Source organism: Gracilibacillus lacisalsi DSM 19029 (assembly GCF_000377765.1).
Lineage (GTDB): Bacteria > Bacillota > Bacilli > Bacillales > Amphibacillaceae > Gracilibacillus > Gracilibacillus lacisalsi.
This window is the reverse complement of sequence record NZ_KB898668.1, coordinates 195,344-215,210: the sequence shown is the minus strand read 5'-3', so window position 1 is coordinate 215,210 and position 19,867 is coordinate 195,344. Positions and strand designations below refer to the sequence as shown.

Below are 19,867 nucleotides of genomic sequence, written 5' to 3'. Positions count from 1 at the left end.
AGTCGATTCTTATGTAACAGTTTATTTATTACATAGGCAGATTATTTTTTGTCCTAAAGGGTATAGCAATAATAATGACTTTGGTACAGATTTTTTAATCTTTTGGGAAAGCTAATTTTGATAAATTTAAATTAGGCTATAAAGGAAAGGAAGAGGTGAATTCTTTTGAAACGTACTTTAGAAAATATCGAAGAACAGTTTGAAACGTTTCAAATTCTGAATGAAGAAGGTAAAATCGTAAACGAAGATGCTATGCCTGATCTTTCAGATGAAGAGTTAAAAGAAATGATGTATCGCATGGTGTATACGAGAATTCTTGATCAACGTTCTATAGCGTTAAACCGTCAAGGGCGTTTAGGATTCTATGCACCGACAGCAGGACAAGAGGCATCACAATTAGGAACACAGTTTGCACTGGAAAAAGAAGACTTTATTTTACCAGGTTATCGTGATGTACCTCAATTAATTTGGCATGGACTGCCTCTTTATCAAGCATTTTTATTTTCTCGTGGTCACTATCACGGAAATCAAATGCCAGAAGGAGTTAATGCATTAAGTCCACAAATTATTATTGGTGCACAATACACACAAGCTGCTGGTGTTGCATTAGGTATGAAAAAACGTGGTAAGAAGTCAGTTGCTATTACTTACACTGGTGACGGTGGTACATCTCAAGGGGATTTCTATGAAGGAATCAACTTTGCAGGTGCGTACCAAGCTCCAGCTATTTTTGTTGTGCAAAATAACCATTTTGCAATTTCAGTACCAGTTGAAAAGCAAACTGCTGCTGATACATTAGCACAAAAAGCAGTAGCAGCTGGAATTGAAGGGATTCAGGTAGACGGTATGGATGTTCTTGCTGTATATGCAGCGACAAAAGATGCAAGAGATCGTGCAGTTAATGGTGAAGGTCCGACATTAATTGAAACATTAACATATCGTTATGGTCCTCACACAATGGCTGGTGACGATCCTACTCGATATCGTACGGAAGATATGGATAATGAATGGGAGAAGAAAGACCCAATCGTTCGTTTCCGTAAATTCCTAGAAGAAAAGGGCTTATGGTCTGAAGAAGAAGAAAATGAAGTAATCGAAAAAGCTAAAGAAGAAATCAAAGCAGCAATTAAGAAAACAGATGAACAACCAAAACAAAAAGTTACTGATCTAATCGGTAATATGTATGAAGAACTTCCAGCTCACTTGCAGGAACAAATGGAAGAATATAAAGCAAAGGAGTCGAAGTAAATCATGGCTCAAATGACAATGATCCAAGCAATTACTGATGCTTTAAGAGTAGAATTAAAAAATGATGAAAATGTGCTTGTATACGGAGAAGATGTTGGTCAAAACGGCGGGGTTTTCCGTGCAACGGAAGGTTTGCAAAAAGAATTCGGTGAAGATCGAGTGTTTGATACACCATTAGCTGAATCTGCAATTGCAGGTATATCCATTGGTCTTGCAACTCAAGGCTTCCGTCCAGTACCGGAGATTCAATTCTTTGGTTTCGTGTATGAAGCAATGGATGCTATTAATGGTCAAATGGCACGTTTACGTTACCGCTCTGGTAATACACAAACGGCTCCAATTACGATTCGTTCACCATTTGGTGGTGGTGTGCATACACCGGAGCTTCACGCTGACTCTTTAGAAGGTCTGATTGCACAACAACCAGGTATGAAAGTAGTTATTCCATCTGGTCCTTATGATGCAAAAGGTCTTTTAATCCAATCTATCCGTGACAATGATCCGGTAGTATTCTTAGAGCACATGAAACTTTACCGTTCATTCCGTGAAGAAGTACCTGAGGAAGATTACACACTTGAATTAGGTAAAGCAAATGTTGTACGTGAAGGAAATGATGTAACCTTAATCGCATATGGAGCAATGGTACACTCTTCATTAAAAGCAGCGGAAGAACTAGAAAAAGACGGCATTGATGCAGAAGTAATTGACTTACGTACGGTTATGCCTGTTGACTTCGATACCATTATTAAATCAGTAGAGAAAACAAATCGCGTAGTGATGGTACAAGAAGCGCAACGTCAAGCAGGTATTGCTTCTTATGTAGTATCTAATGTCCAAGAACGAGCTATACTACACTTAGAAGCACCTATCCTTACAGTGGCTGCTCCTGATACAGTATATGCTTTTACACAAGCAGAAGAAGTTTGGTTACCAAACTATAACGATATTATCGAAAAAGTAAATAAAGTCATTAATTTTTAAGCAATAAAATCGAGACGGGAGGTCATTTGAATGGCTTTTGAATTTAAATTGCCTGATATTGGTGAAGGTATCCATGAAGGTGAAATTGTAAAATGGTTTGTAAAAGCTGGTGAAGAGATAAAAGAAGACGACGTAATTTGTGAAGTACAAAACGATAAAGCAGTTGTTGAAATTCCTTCTCCAGTAGAAGGTACGGTTAAAGAAGTACATTTTGATGAAGGTTCCGTTGCGACAGTAGGTGAAACTATTATTACTATCGATGCTGAAGGATATGAAGATGAAGTATCAGCAGATGATGGTGACAAAGCTGAAGCAAAAGATGAACCAAAAGAAGAGAAAAAAGAAGAAACAAAAGATGAAAGTGCAGCTAAAGAAGAAAAACAAGAGCCAGCAGCTAAAGATCCGAACAACCGCGTAATTGCGATGCCTTCTGTTCGTAAATATGCACGTGATAACAATGTTAATATTGCAGAGGTACAGGGAACCGGAAAAAATAATCGAGTATTGAAAGAAGATATCGATACCTTCTTAAATGGCGATCAAAAAGCAGCGGATGCAGCAGCTGGAGATCAAGCTAGTGAAGAACCAGCTCAAACTACTGCGCAAACAGTTCCTGAAGGTGAATTCCCTGAAACTCGCGAGAAGATGAGCGGAATCCGAAAAGCAATTGCGAACGCAATGGTTAATTCTAAACATAAAGCACCACACGTTACATTACATGATGAAGTTGATGTGACTGAATTGGTTGCTCACCGTAAGAAATTTAAACCAATTGCAGCAGAACAAGAAATTAAGCTTACTTACTTACCATATGTAGTAAAAGCTTTAACTTCAGCATTATCTAAATATCCGATTTTAAATGCTTCTATTGATGATGATACAGATGAAATCATTCATAAGCATTATTACAACATTGGTATTGCAGCTGACACAGAGAAAGGTTTACTTGTACCTGTAGTGAAAAATGCAGATTCTAAATCGATTTTTGCTATTTCCAGTGAAATTAATGAACTTGCAGGAAAAGCAAGAGATGGCAAGCTTGCTCCTAACGAAATGAAAGGTGCTTCTTGTACTATTTCTAACATCGGTTCAGCTGGTGGACAATGGTTTACACCTGTCATTAACTATCCTGAGGCAGCAATCTTAGGAATTGGACGTATCGCTGAAAAACCAGTTGTACGTGACGGTGAAATTGTCATTGCGCCTGTACTAGCATTATCATTAAGCTTTGACCACAGAATTGTTGATGGTGCAACAGCACAGTTAGCATTAAATCAAATTAAACGTCTGTTAGAAGACCCACAATTAATTATGATGGAGGGGTAAACAAATGGTAGTAGGAGATTTTCCGGTAGAATTAGATACTCTTGTAGTTGGTGCTGGTCCTGGGGGATATGTTGCAGCAATTCGTGCAGCACAAACTGGACAAAAAGTAACGGTAGTTGAAAAAGGTACTGTTGGTGGTGTATGTCTTAACGTTGGATGTATCCCATCAAAAGCATTAATCGAAGCAGGCCACCGTTACGATCACGCTCAAGGTGATGAGTCACTAGGGATTAAAGCAGAAAATGTTTCTGTAGATTTTTCCAAAGTACAAGAATGGAAAGGCTCAGTTGTTAAAAAACTAACTGGCGGTGTTGAAGGATTATTAAAAGGAAATAAAGTTGATATCGTCAATGGTGAAGTTTACTTTGTTGATAAAAATACAGTTAAAGTAATGGATGACAAAAACTCTCAAACGTATACTTTTAAAAACTGTATTATTGCAACAGGCTCTCGTCCAATCGAATTGCCAACATTTAAATTCTCTGATCGTGTATTAGACTCAACTGGAGCTCTTAACTTAAAAGAAGTTCCTAAGAAACTTGTAGTTATCGGTGGAGGATATGTTGGTACTGAATTAGGTAGTGCTTATGCAAACTTCGGTACAGAAGTAACTATTCTTGAAGGTATGAACGAAATCTTAGGTGGATTTGAAAAGCAAATGAGCGCCCTTGTTAAAAAGAAATTGAAGTCTAAAGGTGCTACAATTGTTACCGAAGCAATGGCTCAAGGTGTAGAAGAAACAAAAGACGGTGTGAAAGTTACGTATGAAGTGAAGGGCAAAACAGAAACAGTAGAAGCGGATTACGTATTAGTAACAGTTGGACGTAAACCTAACACTGATGAACTTGGTCTAGAACAAGTTGGTATCGAAATGGAAGATAAAGGTCTTATCAAAATCGATGAGCAGTGCCGTACAAATGTAGATAACATCTATGCTATCGGTGATATCGTTCCAGGACCACCACTTGCACACAAAGCTTCTTATGAAGGTAAAATTGCAGCTGAAGCAATTGCTGGGGAAAATGCTGTTATTGATTATAATGCAATCCCTGCAGTTGTATTCTCTGATCCAGAATTAGCTACTGTTGGTTATTCTGAAGAGGAAGCAAAAGAAGCTGGTTACGATGTAAAAGCATCTAAATTCCCATTTGCAGCAAATGGTCGTGCGTTGTCATTGAATGCATCTGAAGGATTTATGAAGCTTGTAACTCGTAAAGATGATGGTTTAATTATTGGTGCTCAAATTGCTGGTCCAAACGCTAGTGACATGATCTCTGAGCTTGGGCTTGCTATTGAAGCTGGTATGACAGCTGAAGATCTTGCTCTAACAATCCATGCTCACCCTACTTTAGGTGAGATCACAATGGAAGCAGCAGAGGTTGCTATCGGTACACCAATTCATATTGTAAAATAATAAGTGAACAAAGGGAGTCTGCTATGGCAGGCTCCTTTTTAAAACAAAGAAAATGCAAAAAATCCATATACTGTGAAATAACGTAGATATGGAAAAGAGATATCCTCGGAAGCGCTGATCTGTTCTGAGGAAATAGGCTTCTCTTCCAGGGAAAAGATCTTCTCTTCCGAGGATAAACGACTATATCCAGGGAAGAGAAGGGCATATCCACGGAACAGAAAAGGATATCCAGGGAAGAGAAAGAGGTATCCCTGGAAGAGAAGTCCTGTTAACTTCGCAGTTTATATCTACTGCGAAGTAGTGGGCATTGTCTGGTTGTCTTATTAATTTGAAATGGAGGAATTTTCGTTGGTTAAAAAAAGTATCTTTACATTGCTGTTAGGGATATTATTCATTTTGGGTGCGTGTAGTGATAATATGAATGATGAAAATGAAGTAGCTGAGGGAGAAGAAGCTAATACCGAAGAGACATCAACCGATCAAACAGAAGAAGAGAATGAAGTAGAGGAAGAGCCACCGGTTACAGAAGATAATGAAGATAATAAGACTGAAGATGAAGAAAATATAGAAGAAGAAGCAGTACAAGAAATAACGGAACCATTGTATAAAATCGACGATAACTGGAATGTAGTACCTCTGGAAGAAGGTACGAATGAGAAGGTAGTGTTACTTACCATTGATGATGCTCCAGAAAAATATGCTTTAGAAATGGCTCAAACATTAAAGGAACTAGAAGCACCAGCTATTTTCTTCGTAAATGGTCATTTCTTACAGACTGACGAAGAAAAAGATAAGTTAAGTCAAATTCATGAGATGGGATTTGCAATTGGAAACCATACATATCATCATCAAAAATTATCAGATGTAGATGAGGAAACACAAAAACAAGAAATAATGGAATTAAATGATCTTATTGAAGAAATAATTGGGGAAAAACCAAAATTTTTCCGTGCACCACATGGAGATAATACTGATTATGCTACATCTTTAGTAGAGGAAGAAGGTATGCTTCTCATGAATTGGACATATGGATATGATTATTTTGAGCCATATATGGATGCTGAAAAACTCAAAGAAGCTATGATTTCAGGTGAAGCTCCCGAAATTGATATCTCATATTCGCTCTTAAAACCTGGTGCCAATTTATTAATGCATGATAGAGAATGGACTGCAGCTGCACTAGAAGATATTGTAAAAGGTTTGCGAGATAAGGGCTACGAATTCGTAGATCCTATTGAATTACAAGTCCCAGAGTAATCGAATTTCCCCAATCTTCCAATAGTCTAAAAACACCTTCGGATAGTTGAAAAACTATCTCGATGGTGTTTTTTTGTGTTCGAGATAAAACAAGCTATGGAGAATGAGTAACAAAGCTCAACATTAGCCTATTGACAGGACTCGATATATAACTTATGATTTATTTATTAAGTAATAAATAAATATTCTACATAAGGATGATTAAATGACACCGAAGAAAGATAAAAAAGAAATCATTATTGATAACGCTGTAGCAGTATTTGCGGAGAAGGGGTATTATAAAGCAACAACTGCAATGGTTGCAAAAGCTGCAGGAGTGACACAACCATATGTATTTCATTTTTTTACAAACAAAGAAGAACTATTTAAAGCAGTAATTGACCGTGCTTTCACCAGAATTTACGATACGTTTTCAGAAGTTGAAGCTCCTACTGATAAATTAATTGAAACAATGGGGTGTGCGTTTGAACAAACCATTCAGACACACCGCGATGAGGTTTTGATGGTTATGCAAGCACATGCAATTGCGGAAACGGGAATTCGTGATCATGTTAAACAGCTTTTCCTTACTATATTTGAATCCTTGACACTAAAATTTGAAAATGCAGGTATTCCGTATGCAAAACAGACAGCATCTCAATTTATAGGCACTGGTTTACTCATTACTGTTGCAGAAGTGTTGGATTTACCACAATTATTCCATAAAGATGATCATATGTAAAAAAGGAGTAATACTTCTCCTTTTTTTACACCAATATTTATTTATTAATAAATAAATATTGGTGTAAAAATAAACTATTCGAAAGAAGGGATCATTACATGTTAAAATTCATGAAGTCTAATCGAATTGGAAAAGAGCAGTCTGTAAAACTGTTTGAAGGTGAACGATGGCTTATTATTACAGGGTTAGTTGGATTTATACTTTCATTAGGTATTGCCTTTTTAATTCTTTTTCAGGGACATATTAGGTTACCGGAAGGCAATATGAGGGATGCATTTTCCTTTAATGCAGCTATTGGTATTTTTATACTATCCATAGCTGCGATTTTACCCCTTGCCAGATTTAGCGATCGAAAAAAGAAAGTAGTTCGATGGTTTTTTATTGTGGCAAGCATTTATGGGTATGTAATTGAAACTGTTCAAAACTTTAGAGGGTTAAATCCACGCTTTTCACGCATAGGTACGGAAATCGATATGGTTGCAGGAATTTTATTCGGGATTATTTCTTTAGTACTTGTAGTTTTAGCGATCATACTAATGATTCATTTCTTTCGAATAAAACCTCCTTATGAAAGACCATTACTCTTAGTTGGGATTCGTTATGCCTTTCTTTCTGTTTTTGCAGCCAATGTCGCTGGAATATGGATGATTTTACTTCAAGACCGACTTACAGGTGATGCAGGTAATCTCATTGTACTCCACGGTCTAGGATTTCATGCATTGCAAACATTAATTTTACCCGCTTGGTTTTTAGAGAACACGCAGGTTAAAGACCAGATCAAAAATAGACTAATCCATTCAGGCGGTATTGCTTGGTTACTTATGCTTTTACTTATTGGGATTCAAACTGGCTTAGACCGCTCTGTATTCGAGTTAACAATTTTGCCTATCAGGCAAGTGTTACATTATTCATTTGGCTAGGTTCAGTAATCAGTACACTCGTGTTTTTTATGAAACCAAAAAGCGATAACAACCTATCAATAGATCAAGCAACTGCTACTCAACAGAATAGGTAGCTCAAAGCAAAAACGAACTGCCTCTTGTCAAGTGAACAGGGGGCAGTTCGAATTATTTGCTTATTTAAAAGCCACGCGTTCTTTCAGTACACGAACAGTTGCTAATGTTTCATCCTCTAACCCTTGAACTGGTAATCCTGAATTAATATTTTCGGAAATATATTCTAGGTTTTCTTCGGAAATGATCTCACCTGGAATAAAAATTGGAATTCCAGGAGGGTAGACCATTATTGATTCTGCACTAATTCTGCCAGCAGATTCTTGTAAAGGTATTACCTCATATTCTGCGTAAAATGCATCTCTGGGGCTGACTGCCAGAAGAGGGATTTCTGCGATGGAAACTTTAATTTCTTGTAGGTTCGCACCGTCTTGATAATGTTGAGATAATTGTTTTAAAGCATTTAATATATATTCTAGATCTTCCTTGCTATCAGCAGGTGTTAAAATACATAATATGTTATACATATCCGATAATTCAACTTCTATCTGATAGTTTTCCCTTAACCATACTTCTGCATCATGTCCTGTAATCCCTAAATTTTTAACGGAAATAATAATCTTTGTCGGATCATAATCAAAGGTTGCTTCTGTACCTAAAAGTTCCCCTCCTGGACTATATAGATGAGGGATTTGATTAATTTCGTTTCTAGCAAACTCGGCATATTTTAATGTTTGGGTAAGCAAATCTGTTCCATGTTGATATAAATACTTCCTCGCTACATCTAATGATGCTAGGAGAATGTATGATGTAGAAGTTGTAGTCAACATGGACATAACGGTTTGGACGCGATCGTGATTTACCAGTCCGTCTTTGACATTAAGTACAGAGCTTTGGGTAAGGGATCCACCTAACTTGTGGACGCTAGTAGCTGCCATATCTGCACCGGCCTGCATTGCTGATAAAGGAAGTTTGTCATGAAAATGAATATGCACACCATGGGCTTCATCAACTAACACAGGTATATGAAATTGATGAGCAATATTTACAATTTGTTTTAAGTCAGCAGCGATACCGAAATAAGTAGGATTAATAACAAGGACAGCCTTTGCATCTGGATGTGCATGTAATGCTTTTGCAACTGCATTTGGTGTTATGCCATGCGAAATACCCAATGTATGATCTAATTCAGGGTGAATAAATATGGGTATTGCACCGGAAAAAATAATAGCAGACGATACGGATTTGTGAATATTCCTTGGGACGATAATTTTATCACCAGGGTTACACACACTAAGAATCATCGTCATAATTGCACCACTTGTTCCTTGTACGGAAAAGAAGGTATGATCAGCTCCAAAGGCACTTGCTGCTAATTGTTGTGCTTCCTTGATTATCCCTCTCGGGTGGTGCAAATCATCTAAAGGCTCTATATTAATTAAATCGATAGCGAGTGTATTGTATCCGATAAACTCTTGAAATGTAGGCTCCATTCCTTTACCAGCTTTATGTCCAGGTATATGGAATGCTTTCGGGTCTTTCTTTATATGTTGTAGTAATCCACTAAAAAGTGGAGTTGCATTCTGATTCATGCTTAGTATAGTGCTCCTTTACCATTTGAAATATAAAGCAAATAGTATTATAGCAAATCCATCGCTGAATAGCTAGTTTTATCGCTATACTTTCTAAAATGAACATGTTAAAATACGGGCGAATCCAAACGTGAGGTGTTGTAAATGAATTATAGTTATCCTATTGATGAAACATGGACAACAGAGGAAATAGTTGATGTCGTTAATTATTTTTCATTAATTGAAAAAGCTTATGAAAAAGGGGTAGAAAAGCAAGATTTAGTAGCAGCATATAATCGGTACAAAGAAATCGTCCCATCTAAAAGTGAAGAAAAACAATTAGATAAACAATTTGAAAAACAGTCCGGTTATGTTCCTTTCCGTGTGATCAAAAAAGCAAAAGACTTATCTTCAAAAGATATTATAAAAATGTAACAGTCAATGTTGGCGGAAAGATAGCGATAGAACAGTTGCACACCTAGACTACATGATGGTGCTAAAAAGACTGCATATCTTTCCGCAACTTGCTGTGTTTTAATTAAAGATCCATAGAAGAGCGATATAAAGGTGCTAATGTTTGTACCGTATCTTTAATCGTCTTAATAAGCTTATCTCCATCCTGTAAAAGAGGATCAGTTGCTTCAATTCTGCGTCCGATTAGAAATTCACCTTTTTTAACTTTTTTAAAGCGCTCCAGCCCTTCTTGTAAGTCAGTTTCGGAAAGGAGGGTGGCTTCATTCTTCATATGATCGAGTGAAATATGGTAGTTCTCAGGGACAGATTCTTTAATATCGTCTATTTCATTTAAGAATTTCTCCGCAATGTCACTTTTATGTGGTAATTCATAAATAAATGCTAACCAGATGAAGAGATGATCATCCCATAAACCAACTTGAAAATGAGGATGTTTCTTATATCCGCGCTTATTATGACAATATGCTGACCAAGTATCTTTAGGCGGATTGACTGTGCGTCTCGCATGTTTGGCAATGTGTAAATGCATTTCACGTCCAGCTAATTTATTTAAGTCTTCTTTGATTTCTTCGTAAATACTTTTGAACTTAGGTTGAATGCGTTCTTGAATTGCTTCCATTCTTTCATCAAGACCCTCGATTTGGAATGTTTTAAAATCTTTTTGTTCGAATCCATTAAATGCCATTTTGTTCACCTTTCTATTTAATTAGTATCATTTTAATATTATATTAATTATTATTTATTTGCAAAGAAATAGTATACATTTTTAAATTAATTGAATATTTGCTAAAATAGTAATTACCCTAAGGAGAAATGGAGGAAGGTTGATGGATGCAGCCACTCGGCAACTAATTTTTGAGGATGCAAGAAAATGGGTTTATCAAGCTGGTAAACAAATTCGTGATCAAATAGATGATCCATATCAAATTGATACAAAATCAGATGCGAATGACCTTGTAACTGCAGTAGATCGTTCAACAGAGCAGTTTTTTACTGAGAAAATAAGAGAAAAATATCCTACTCATTCTATCGTTGGTGAAGAAGGATATGGTGATAAAGTAGAATCGTTAGATGGGACCTTATGGATTATTGACCCTATTGATGGTACGATGAATTTTGTCCATCAAAAACGGAACTTTGCCATTTCGATTGGAATTTTTCATGAAGGTGTTGGAGAAATTGGTCTTATTTATAATGTGATGGAAGACGTACTGTACAGTGGAAAAAAAGGTGAAGGTGCCTACCGCAATCAAGACAAGCTTCCACCACTAGGTGAACAGGTTAACTTAGAAACAAGTATCATAGCATTAAATAGCTCCTTAGCTTGTGAGAATAAACGAATTAATGAAAAGAAAGTACAGCAATTAATTAAAGATAGTCGTGGAACAAGATCATATGGATCTGCAGCATTAGAATTTGCCTTTGTAGCAGAAGGTATAGTTGACGCTTATTTAACGATGAGGTTAGCGCCATGGGATTTTGCAGCAGGCTTAATTCTGGTAGAAGAAGTAGGCGGGGTTACGATCCAAGCAAACGGAAAACCTGTAAATCTTTTAGAGAAAAATACGATATTAACTTGCAATAGTAAAATTAAGCAACAGTTACTGGATGAATATATTGAATTTAAATAAATGTAAATACTAGCAGTCTTAGGATTGCTAGTATTTTTAACTGGTTTCTTTTTTCTTTAGTGATATACCGTATCCCATTAGCGCAAACCCAACTAGAAAAGCAATGACGATAAACCAAATGTTGCGAAGGGCTACACCAACTCCGGCAGCAGAAAATGCCAAGATTACACATAATGCTAAAAGAAATTTGGAAAGCTGAAAATTCATTATGTCACCTCAATTAATTAGTTTAGTTGTTATTCTTAGCATATCATATCTTTAATAGAAATTGTATTTATCAAGGGATTAAAGTATAATAGATTTGTTTGAATGTAGAATTTGGAGGTTTCACATGCAAAGAGAAACAGTAATTCAAGTACCTGATAATCTATGGCCAGTGGCTGATTTTTTCATGAGAGACTTAGGTGGGGAAGTTAATGTAGCTAATGAAGGGGAGATGGCTACCTTAATTAGAGGATTTATGTTACTTTACCTAACAGTTGTTATTTTCGCTATATTCGCGTATAAATTTGGTTTTGCCAAAAAACTTTCGCCACTTAAATCACTCGTTATCTATATCTTATTGATTATTGGGACATTCTTTTTGACATTAATATTTGGTCTAAATCTTCCATTAGCAGAAAGTTTATTCATTATCGCAGTAGTAATGGGAGTTTATCGTTTAAGGCTATCTCAAGAACGAAAACAACAACATAATAACAAAAGCTGAGCAATAGAAAATTTGCTCAGCTTTTGTATATCTATATATGGAATGAATGTCTGTTTCTAAGTTGCAGTTAAAGCTAAAATTAATGAGCATCTTTCATTTTGTCAATGTTCACTAGAATACTTGTCACTTTATTGATGAGTGGTTCATGATAAATATTGGTCTTGTACTTCTTTTTTTCGATAAAGTTTAAAATTACCAGTTTTGTGCCTTTTGATCGTATTTTCTTCAATACGTTCGTCGCACTCAGGACACATATAGGTGTGAATTAGTCGATTGCGCAATTTCTTAGCTTTAGGACAATCATTATCTATTTTATTTATTTTATCGCAAATTACACATTTTACTCGCATTGTTTCACCTCAAATATAAACAAATACCTATTTCTGAATATTGTAACACAAATTTCACAATTTTCATATTACACACTTGCTGGTGCGTTTTTAAGCGGACGCTCTGCGCTTTTCTTACATTAGTTAGCGTGTAAAAAAAGATGTTTTAACTAGTGGTGTCTGGGTATAGCTATAGTAAGAAGAAATGCGAAAGGGTGATGAAGGTGCGTAAAAGAAGCATAGTAGGAATGATAGGAGCAACTGGGATTGCTACCTCTATATCTTTAGTGTTAATGGATAAGTATAAAAGACAGAGCCTTATGAATAAATGGAATGAATGGAAAAATGCTATGCAAATGAATGAATCTCATTTACCAATTGAAGAAGCTGGTGACCCAGGGAAAGATAATTTAGAAAATGCAGATATGGTTGCAGAGGGATCTCAATTTGGAGTTCACTATTATAATAAGGTAAGACAGTAAGAAGAGAATGGATCATGAAGTCACATACAGTAATAAAATAACCGCATGAAAACCATATTATAAATACGAATTCATGCGGTTTATTCCGTTTAGTTCTAATATTTAACGATTTTTCTGGTGGTTAGACTGCTCATCATTAATTTCTTCAAGCTGTTCTTGTTCATCTTCTTCCATTATTTGCTTGTTTAAATCTTCGTTATCCGACTGGTTTTCGTTCAGAGGTAATTCGGGCATCCAACGACCCGTAATGTTAGCCAGTTCTTCTGTAATAGCTTCAATCGGATGACCTTCCTGGATTTTTTGCCCCATACCTTGTATTCGTTCATGTAAGTCAGCATCAGCTACGATAATTGCTTTTCTTCCGAATGGATCATGTTCTAATGCTTCCAAAACAGAGAACTTGATTGAGCCTACATGTGAACGATCTAAATCTTCATCGACATCTATGCTGACGATGACACCACGATTTGTGATTAGAGCAGATGCATCATTTACATTCGGTACCTCACTTGCCAAATTGGCCAAATATTGTGCCTTTTCTTGATTATCCATATCATCTGTCGTTGATGGATCAGAGTTCTTCACTTGAACCTGTCCAAAGTCATCCGAATTCTGAGCAAATTTATTCTCCTGTACATCTTGCTGACAACCAATCAAAACAGCTACAAAGCACAATAAATAAATGTACTTCATAAAAAATCCCTCCTTCTTCTTTGTATATTTTTTGTTGAAATTAATAAAATATACTTGCGAGAAGAAGAAAGAACGTACAATTTATCTTATCTTAGCTCAATAACCTTAATTCCCTTTATCGGATCATCTTGATTTGAACCATCCCCATAATATAAATATGCAGGACCATTTTCTTTTATTTGTTTACCGTCAATAGAAAATAATAAAAACGATTCCAATAATTCGCCATATGTAATTGTATGTTCCTTATTATCTGATGTTTTTAATATTGCTTCGGAAACTTCTTTATCTACTTCAGCATTTTCAACGAATTCTTGAATAGGCATAAGATAGGAATGTTCTAATAATTCCTTTTTATTATACTTTTTTATACTATGATTGACTGGTGGCTTATTTAATTTACTATTGGATTCGATGACATCTTCATTTGGAACAGTAGTAGGTGTGAATGCCTCTTCTAACTTTATTTTTCTGTCATCGAAAATCCATACGCTTGGATCTAGTGTTATTGGATATTTCACCTTTCCCTTAATTTGAATGATCACTTTACTTCACCTCTTTATTTTTACGTTACTTCTTAGGATAGCAAACAATTTGGGAAAATGCATTCCACATCCATTATTCTATTATCTTAATACTAATTTAAATTATCGCGAATATATATAATAGTAGTAATCTTGCATTTTTGTCTTTTTCACGATAATATTAAAAGTAGAAGTTTTAATACGGAGGGGATTTAGTTGTTACCTGAAGTGGCTTTAAGTAAAGAAGAGCAAGCCTATGCCCTTCTAAAGGCTGATGCGGATAAAATTTTACAATTAATAAAAGTTCAGATAGATAACTTAACGATGCCACAGTGCCCTTTATATGAAGAAGTATTGGATACACAAATGTTTGGTTTATCTAGAGAAATAGATTTTGCTGTGAGGCTACATTTAATAAGAGAAGAAGATGGAAAAGCATTATTAGAAAATCTTGAAAGACAGTTAAATGTCTTACATGAGGCATCACAGAAAGCATAATGTTTTAACACGTAAAAACTTTGCCAGACCAGGCAAGGTTTTTGTATTTAAAGCAGATTTATCCTGATGCTAGTCTTCTGTAAGCCCTAATAATTTCAATTATCATGTAACGTATGCGGGGGTTAACAGTGTTTATAATCTAATAAGTTTCGCTAATGAGTAATAGGAGTCGATTTCACGACTGTTTATATTCTAACTTTATATAAAATGTCCTATGTTAAAAGCTTACTTGATTATGATAAAATGAGAGTAATAATATATAAGATTCTGAGGTAATCGTTATGAAACAAAAATCTAAAACGTTTGACTTTTTATTGATGATATCGCCATTATTGTTAGCTGGTTTCGGTGTAGTTATGGTGTATAGTGCGAGTATGGTTACATCAGTAATAGTCCGAGAAGATCCGGCTTATTCTTTAGCATTAAAACAAGCTATGTATTTGCTTATTGGAGTAGCTCTTTTTCTATTTGCTAGCTATTTTAAATACACATTGTATCTAAAGTTAACCAAGTGGATTGTTCTTTTCATGTTTATAAGTCTTATTTGGGTAGATTTTTTCGGACACACTTTAAATAATGCAAAATCCTGGGTGGCGCTCGGTCCATTTTCTGTACAACCAGCAGAATTCGTCAAAATTGGTTTGATTATTTATTTAGCTGCCATTTATACAAAGAAACTCAATTATATAGACGATTTTTTTAAAGCTGTTATACCACCTTTAATTATAACTAGTGCTTTAACAGCATTAATTATCAAGCAACCCGATGTAGGTACTGCAGCAATTGTTTTCGCCATAGCATGTACCGTGATATTTAGTTCGGGAATAAAGTTTAAACATTTATCGTTATTGATACTCACTGGTTTGATTGTGTTAAGTGCAGTCGGATTTCATATGGCATCTGATGAAAGAATTTCGAGGTTCACCGGTGCTTATCATCCATTTGAAGATATTGCTGGGGATGGATATCAGCTTATACAATCATACATAGCGATTGGTACCGGTGGATTGTCAGGTGTCGGAATAGGGCAGGGTATTCAGAAATTAGGCTATTTAACTCAAGCCGAAAGTGATTTTATTATGGCCGTTATTGCTGAAGAACTTGGTCTATTCGGTGTGTTATTTGTACTGGTCAATTTAAGTATTATTGTCATCAGAGGATTATTTATTGCTAAGAAGTGTGAGAATCCTTTCGGTACTCTGTTAGCAATCGGAATTTCTTCCATGGTTGGTATACAAGCTGTAGTTAACTTAGGAGCTATTAGTGGATTGTTACCAATAACTGGTGTACCTTTACCATTCGTAAGTGCAGGGGGGTCATCGTTAGTTATGTTATTATTCTCTGTCGGTATTTTAAATAATATTGCTCGTCATGTGAATTACCAAAGATTTAATGAGGAAACAACTGAAACGGAAGAAACTAAGCTCCAAGATACCCGGGCAACAGGCAGATTAAGAAGAAATTATTCATCATAAAAAGCAAAGCCGATTTAAGGCTTTGCTTTTTTCTTTTATAAGTACAGAAAGTATAAAATCAGTGCAATGACTCCATTAAGCGAAATATTTATTTTGAAAAGTTTGATGTATTTTCGCAACACTTCGACTAATTACTTCGCTTTGCGCTTTTCTTACAAACAAAAATAGCTTTTATTGTAGTGATTTATATCACTTCGTTTATTTCCTTTTTATGCTACGATTGGATAATAATAAAAAGTAACATAACAAACCGAAAAATAGGGTGATAAATAGTGCATGTAATAGTGCAATCATGAGATTAGCTTTCGTGAAAATGACAAGCCCACCTAAAATCACTTGGATAGTAATAAATAAAGTAGCCATTCCCCAACCGTAATACATGACACGACTATGTCGATAATGCTTTCTGATTTTAAAAAATATTACCCATGTCCAAATAAATGCGATACCTGCTAACAGACGATGTCCCATTTGTACCCACTGCCCTAAATGATAATCAAAGGTTAATGGTTGACTAGCATCACAAAATGGCCAACTAGGACAAGCTAAACTAGAATCAATATGCCTTACCAGTGCTCCAGAATAGACTACTACCATTATATATATGGTCAGCCAGATAAATTGTTTTCGAAAAGATGATGAAACGACTAATGAATCTGCATCAAATTTGTGATCCACTTCGAAAATTAACAAAGTTAATAGTAAGACTGCCGCAAAAGAAATTAAGGAAATTCCAAAGTGTAATGCTAAAACAAAATCAGATTGTGGCCACAAAACAGCTGCAGCTCCAATCAAGCCTTGTGCCACAAGGAAAAAAATTGAAATAAATGCTAAAAACTTAGTTTCACGAATATGCCCTATTTTTCGCCAAGAAATAATCGATAACAACAGAACTAAAATTCCTGCAGTTGAAGAAACGATACGATGACTCAGCTCAATGAACATTTCCACTGACCAGGTCCCGTAACAGAAGGGCCAGTTCGCACCACAACCCATTCCGGATTCTGTTTTTGTTACTAATGCACCACCGACTAGAACGCCAATCATGGCTAATGTCGATAATACCGATAAATATTTTAAAAATTTCATCATTAATACACCTCAATAAACTTTAGATCATTCTACTAGGACTCATCAAAACTTCTGCAATTATATTTAATTGCATATATCTCTTGCAAAGTATTTATGTATTATGCTAGAAATAAATAGGGTATAATAGAAAACGTTGAAATCAAAATCTTATTTATTATAACAAATAAAACTACATTCGTGTCTACTAAGTACTATTTGAATCAATTGTTCACAGAAATGTCAAAATTAAAAATCAATATTCAACATAAATAGCGAAGCGCATAAATACATGATACAATATCATTGTTTGATAGTTTATAATGGATACAACTATTGTGTTAAAATAACAAACTTTTATGTTTTGAAATGATGGAAAGGAGGTAACTACAAAAATGGATAAAATGGGGTTTTCTTCGAATGAGCCGATATTGTCAACACATACAAATGAATATTTGTATAAATGGTCTGAACTTAAATCATTAATGAAAGTCGGTATCATTAATTCGAATACAATGACTGCGTTTGCTGGATTTTGGTTAGCCTTATTCTATACAGGTGCCTCCTTATCTCAATATTGGCATGTATTATTAGTAACACTTGTCGGCACAGCATTTGTAATTGCTGGTGGCTGTGTCATCAATAATTATTATGACCGAGACATTGATCAAGTGATGAAAAGAACAAAGAAGCGCCCTACGGTGACCGGAAGTATTGACTTATCACACGTCTTAATTATCGGGATCTCGTTATCTGTAGTCGGCGTATTAATATTGTCCTTAGCATCCATTCCAACAGCAATTTTTGGTGCGATCGGGTGGTTTAGCTATGTCGTGTTATACACAATGTGGTCCAAACGACGCTACACGATCAACACAGCAATTGGAAGTTTATCAGGTGCGGTCCCACCATTAATAGGATGGTCAGCAGTTGACCCTAATTTACATGTTATTCCATGGATTTTATTTTTACTTATTTTCATTTGGCAGACTCCACACTTTCTTGCGATAGCGATGAAAAAAGTGGATGATTATAAAGATGCTAATATTCCGATGTTACCAGTGGTACATGGATTTGATATCACGAAACGTCAAATGATTGTATATGTAGTATGTTTACTGCCAATTCCTTTTTTACTATATGAATTAGGATTTATTTTTGTCCTATTAGGGACAATATTAAATATAGGTTGGTTAGCCTTAGCAATTAAGGGGCTGTTTACGATTGATAACAAAAAATGGTCAAACCAAATGTTTGTTTACTCATTATTGTATTTAACAGCTATTTTCTTTTCGATGATTATTATAACTTTACCTAGTAATTTGTTATAATGGAGTAAATTTTGTCAGTAGAACTTGAATTTATTCAAGTTTTTCTAAATAATATTAAGTTAAAAAGAAAGAGAGGGTTAAACATGAAAGATTGGATGGGAAAAATCCGAACTCTGTCATTATTTTCTTTTTTGGTAATCATACTTTCAGCGTGCGGTAAAGACAACTTAACTGCATTAGTGCCAAAAGGATATGGGGCAGAACAATCATTTAATGTCATTATCATTTCAATCCTTGTAATGATTGTAGTCTTTGTTGTTGTAATGGCTATATATGTATATGTAATTTTGAAGTATCGCCAGAGAAAAGGACAAGAAGACCAAATCCCTAAACAAACAGAGGGGAACAAAACGTTAGAAGTAGTTTGGACAGTTATTCCAATATTACTATTAATTATCATTGCTGTTCCAACAATTGCCAGTACATATGATTTAGCAGATGAATCAGAAAAAGAAGACAGTATTAATGTAAATGTAACAGGTTTACAATTCTGGTGGAATTTCGAGTATCCAAATGAGGAAATTCAAACTAGCCAGGAACTTTATATTCCTGTAAATGAAAGAATTTATTTAAACATGATGTCCAGTGATGTAATCCACTCATTCTGGGTGCCATCCATAACAGGGAAGATGGATGTTAGTCCTGAAAATGAAAATACCATGTACATTGAGGCTTATGAAGAAGGTGTTTATTGGGGTAAATGTACAGAGTTCTGTGGAGATTCTCACTCGCTAATGGACTTTAAGATTGTTGCTGTCAGTCAAGAGGAATACGATCAGTGGGTAGATGCAATGCAAAGTACTGATCCAGAATACACTGCAGAATCTGCAACTGCTCAGGAAGGTCAGGAGTTATTTGAAAATAGCTGTATAAGCTGTCATGCTATTGACGCAAGTTCGAATCATCCTGTAGTTGGTCCTAACTTAGCAGACTTTGCTAACCGTACAAAAGTTGCTGGTATAAATGACTTCAGTAAAGAGGAAATCGTTAGATGGATTGTAGACCCTGCTGAAGTAAAACCAGGAAACGGGATGCTAGATGCACCATATCTGGAAGAAAATACGATTGGGCAAGCAGAAGCTGAGAAAATCGCTGATTTCTTACTGGAATTAAAAGCTACTGATGAACCAGTAGACAGTGTTCAACAATTTAGAGAAAATGAAGCAAATGATAACTAAAGGG

The 19,867-nt window shown here is 35.5% G+C and carries 22 protein-coding genes; 15 read left to right on the top strand and 7 right to left on the bottom strand.

Features of this window, described 5'->3' with window-relative positions:
• Positions 1 to 165: 165 nt before the first annotated feature.
• The 7 genes from pdhA (at position 166) to D569_RS23445 (ending at position 7,867) form a co-directional block, all read left to right on the top strand.
• The gene (gene pdhA, locus D569_RS0112760; RefSeq protein WP_018932819.1) at positions 166 to 1,248 is read left to right on the top strand and encodes a pyruvate dehydrogenase (acetyl-transferring) E1 component subunit alpha; all 1,083 of its coding nucleotides are present in this window, start codon (positions 166 to 168) and stop codon (positions 1,246 to 1,248) included.
• A 3-nt stretch (positions 1,249 to 1,251) separates the two neighbouring features.
• A complete protein-coding gene (locus tag D569_RS0112755; RefSeq protein ID WP_018932818.1) occupies positions 1,252 to 2,229 on the top strand; it encodes an alpha-ketoacid dehydrogenase subunit beta in 978 nt (325 codons plus the stop codon).
• Between the two features lie 30 nt (positions 2,230 to 2,259).
• On the top strand, positions 2,260 to 3,555 hold the full coding sequence (locus tag D569_RS0112750) for a dihydrolipoamide acetyltransferase family protein (protein ID WP_018932817.1): 1,296 nt from the start codon (positions 2,260 to 2,262) through the stop codon (positions 3,553 to 3,555).
• Between the two features lie 4 nt (positions 3,556 to 3,559).
• Entirely contained in the window at positions 3,560 to 4,969 is a 1,410-nt protein-coding gene (gene lpdA / locus D569_RS0112745) for a dihydrolipoyl dehydrogenase (RefSeq protein WP_018932816.1), read from the top strand.
• A gap of 348 nt (positions 4,970 to 5,317) precedes the next feature.
• Positions 5,318 to 6,226 (top strand): polysaccharide deacetylase family protein, encoded by a 909-nt coding sequence (locus D569_RS0112740; RefSeq protein ID WP_018932815.1) that lies wholly within the window; start codon positions 5,318 to 5,320, stop codon positions 6,224 to 6,226.
• A 205-nt stretch (positions 6,227 to 6,431) separates the two neighbouring features.
• Positions 6,432 to 6,947 carry a TetR/AcrR family transcriptional regulator gene (locus D569_RS0112735; RefSeq protein WP_018932814.1) on the top strand — a complete coding sequence of 172 codons (516 nt, stop codon included), beginning with the start codon at positions 6,432 to 6,434 and terminating at the stop codon, positions 6,945 to 6,947.
• Positions 6,948 to 7,045: 98 nt separating this feature from the next.
• Positions 7,046 to 7,867 (top strand): hypothetical protein, encoded by an 822-nt coding sequence (locus D569_RS23445; RefSeq protein WP_051084518.1) that lies wholly within the window; start codon positions 7,046 to 7,048, stop codon positions 7,865 to 7,867.
• A 155-nt stretch (positions 7,868 to 8,022) separates the two neighbouring features.
• Here D569_RS23445 and D569_RS0112725 read toward each other — a convergent pair whose 3' ends face one another.
• A complete protein-coding gene (locus D569_RS0112725) occupies positions 8,023 to 9,492 on the bottom strand; it encodes an aminotransferase class I/II-fold pyridoxal phosphate-dependent enzyme (RefSeq protein ID WP_018932813.1) in 1,470 nt (489 codons plus the stop codon).
• 144 nt (positions 9,493 to 9,636) lie between these two features.
• Between D569_RS0112725 and D569_RS0112720 the strand changes: the two genes are divergently transcribed.
• Entirely contained in the window at positions 9,637 to 9,906 is a 270-nt protein-coding gene (locus D569_RS0112720) for a UPF0223 family protein (RefSeq protein ID WP_018932812.1), read from the top strand.
• A gap of 103 nt (positions 9,907 to 10,009) precedes the next feature.
• On the opposite strand, the gene D569_RS0112715 is transcribed toward D569_RS0112720, so the two are convergent.
• Positions 10,010 to 10,630 carry a DUF1054 domain-containing protein gene (locus D569_RS0112715; protein ID WP_018932811.1) on the bottom strand — a complete coding sequence of 207 codons (621 nt, stop codon included), beginning with the start codon at positions 10,628 to 10,630 and terminating at the stop codon, positions 10,010 to 10,012.
• 142 nt (positions 10,631 to 10,772) lie between these two features.
• Between D569_RS0112715 and D569_RS0112710 the strand changes: the two genes are divergently transcribed.
• Positions 10,773 to 11,576: an inositol monophosphatase family protein gene (locus D569_RS0112710; protein ID WP_018932810.1), complete on the top strand. Its 804-nt coding sequence runs from the start codon at positions 10,773 to 10,775 to the stop codon at positions 11,574 to 11,576.
• Positions 11,577 to 11,612: 36 nt separating this feature from the next.
• Here D569_RS0112710 and D569_RS24385 read toward each other — a convergent pair whose 3' ends face one another.
• Entirely contained in the window at positions 11,613 to 11,783 is a 171-nt protein-coding gene (locus tag D569_RS24385; protein WP_018932809.1) for a DUF5325 family protein, read from the bottom strand.
• Positions 11,784 to 11,907: 124 nt separating this feature from the next.
• Here D569_RS24385 and D569_RS0112700 point away from each other — a divergent pair, with 124 nt between their 5' ends.
• Entirely contained in the window at positions 11,908 to 12,285 is a 378-nt protein-coding gene (locus D569_RS0112700) for a YlaH-like family protein (protein ID WP_018932808.1), read from the top strand.
• A gap of 143 nt (positions 12,286 to 12,428) precedes the next feature.
• Here D569_RS0112700 and D569_RS0112695 read toward each other — a convergent pair whose 3' ends face one another.
• The gene (locus D569_RS0112695; protein ID WP_018932807.1) at positions 12,429 to 12,635 is read right to left on the bottom strand and encodes a YlaI family protein; all 207 of its coding nucleotides are present in this window, start codon (positions 12,633 to 12,635) and stop codon (positions 12,429 to 12,431) included.
• A gap of 197 nt (positions 12,636 to 12,832) precedes the next feature.
• On the opposite strand from D569_RS0112695, the gene D569_RS0112690 reads away from it, so the two are divergent.
• Positions 12,833 to 13,096 carry a hypothetical protein gene (locus D569_RS0112690; RefSeq protein ID WP_245548503.1) on the top strand — a complete coding sequence of 88 codons (264 nt, stop codon included), beginning with the start codon at positions 12,833 to 12,835 and terminating at the stop codon, positions 13,094 to 13,096.
• 102 nt (positions 13,097 to 13,198) lie between these two features.
• Here D569_RS0112690 and D569_RS0112685 read toward each other — a convergent pair whose 3' ends face one another.
• On the bottom strand, positions 13,199 to 13,789 hold the full coding sequence (locus D569_RS0112685) for a YhcN/YlaJ family sporulation lipoprotein (protein ID WP_018932805.1): 591 nt from the start codon (positions 13,787 to 13,789) through the stop codon (positions 13,199 to 13,201).
• A gap of 86 nt (positions 13,790 to 13,875) precedes the next feature.
• Positions 13,876 to 14,334 (bottom strand): hypothetical protein, encoded by a 459-nt coding sequence (locus D569_RS0112680; protein WP_018932804.1) that lies wholly within the window; start codon positions 14,332 to 14,334, stop codon positions 13,876 to 13,878.
• 195 nt (positions 14,335 to 14,529) lie between these two features.
• Between D569_RS0112680 and D569_RS0112675 the strand changes: the two genes are divergently transcribed.
• Both D569_RS0112675 and D569_RS0112670 read left to right on the top strand, forming a co-directional pair.
• Positions 14,530 to 14,811, top strand: coding sequence for an Fpa/YlaN family protein (locus tag D569_RS0112675; protein ID WP_018932803.1), 282 nt, complete (start codon positions 14,530 to 14,532; stop codon positions 14,809 to 14,811).
• Between the two features lie 281 nt (positions 14,812 to 15,092).
• Positions 15,093 to 16,286, top strand: a complete 1,194-nt coding sequence (locus tag D569_RS0112670) for an FtsW/RodA/SpoVE family cell cycle protein (RefSeq protein ID WP_018932802.1) — start codon at positions 15,093 to 15,095, stop codon at positions 16,284 to 16,286.
• Between the two features lie 198 nt (positions 16,287 to 16,484).
• Here D569_RS0112670 and D569_RS0112665 read toward each other — a convergent pair whose 3' ends face one another.
• Positions 16,485 to 17,378, bottom strand: coding sequence for a COX15/CtaA family protein (locus tag D569_RS0112665; protein WP_026287319.1), 894 nt, complete (start codon positions 17,376 to 17,378; stop codon positions 16,485 to 16,487).
• Between the two features lie 371 nt (positions 17,379 to 17,749).
• Between D569_RS0112665 and cyoE the strand changes: the two genes are divergently transcribed.
• Both cyoE and coxB read left to right on the top strand, forming a co-directional pair.
• Complete coding sequence (gene cyoE, locus D569_RS0112660) at positions 17,750 to 18,685, top strand: heme o synthase (protein ID WP_018932800.1); 936 nt, start codon at positions 17,750 to 17,752, stop codon at positions 18,683 to 18,685.
• A gap of 83 nt (positions 18,686 to 18,768) precedes the next feature.
• Positions 18,769 to 19,863: a cytochrome c oxidase subunit II gene (gene coxB, locus D569_RS22840; protein WP_033404916.1), complete on the top strand. Its 1,095-nt coding sequence runs from the start codon at positions 18,769 to 18,771 to the stop codon at positions 19,861 to 19,863.
• Positions 19,864 to 19,867 lie beyond the last annotated feature (4 nt).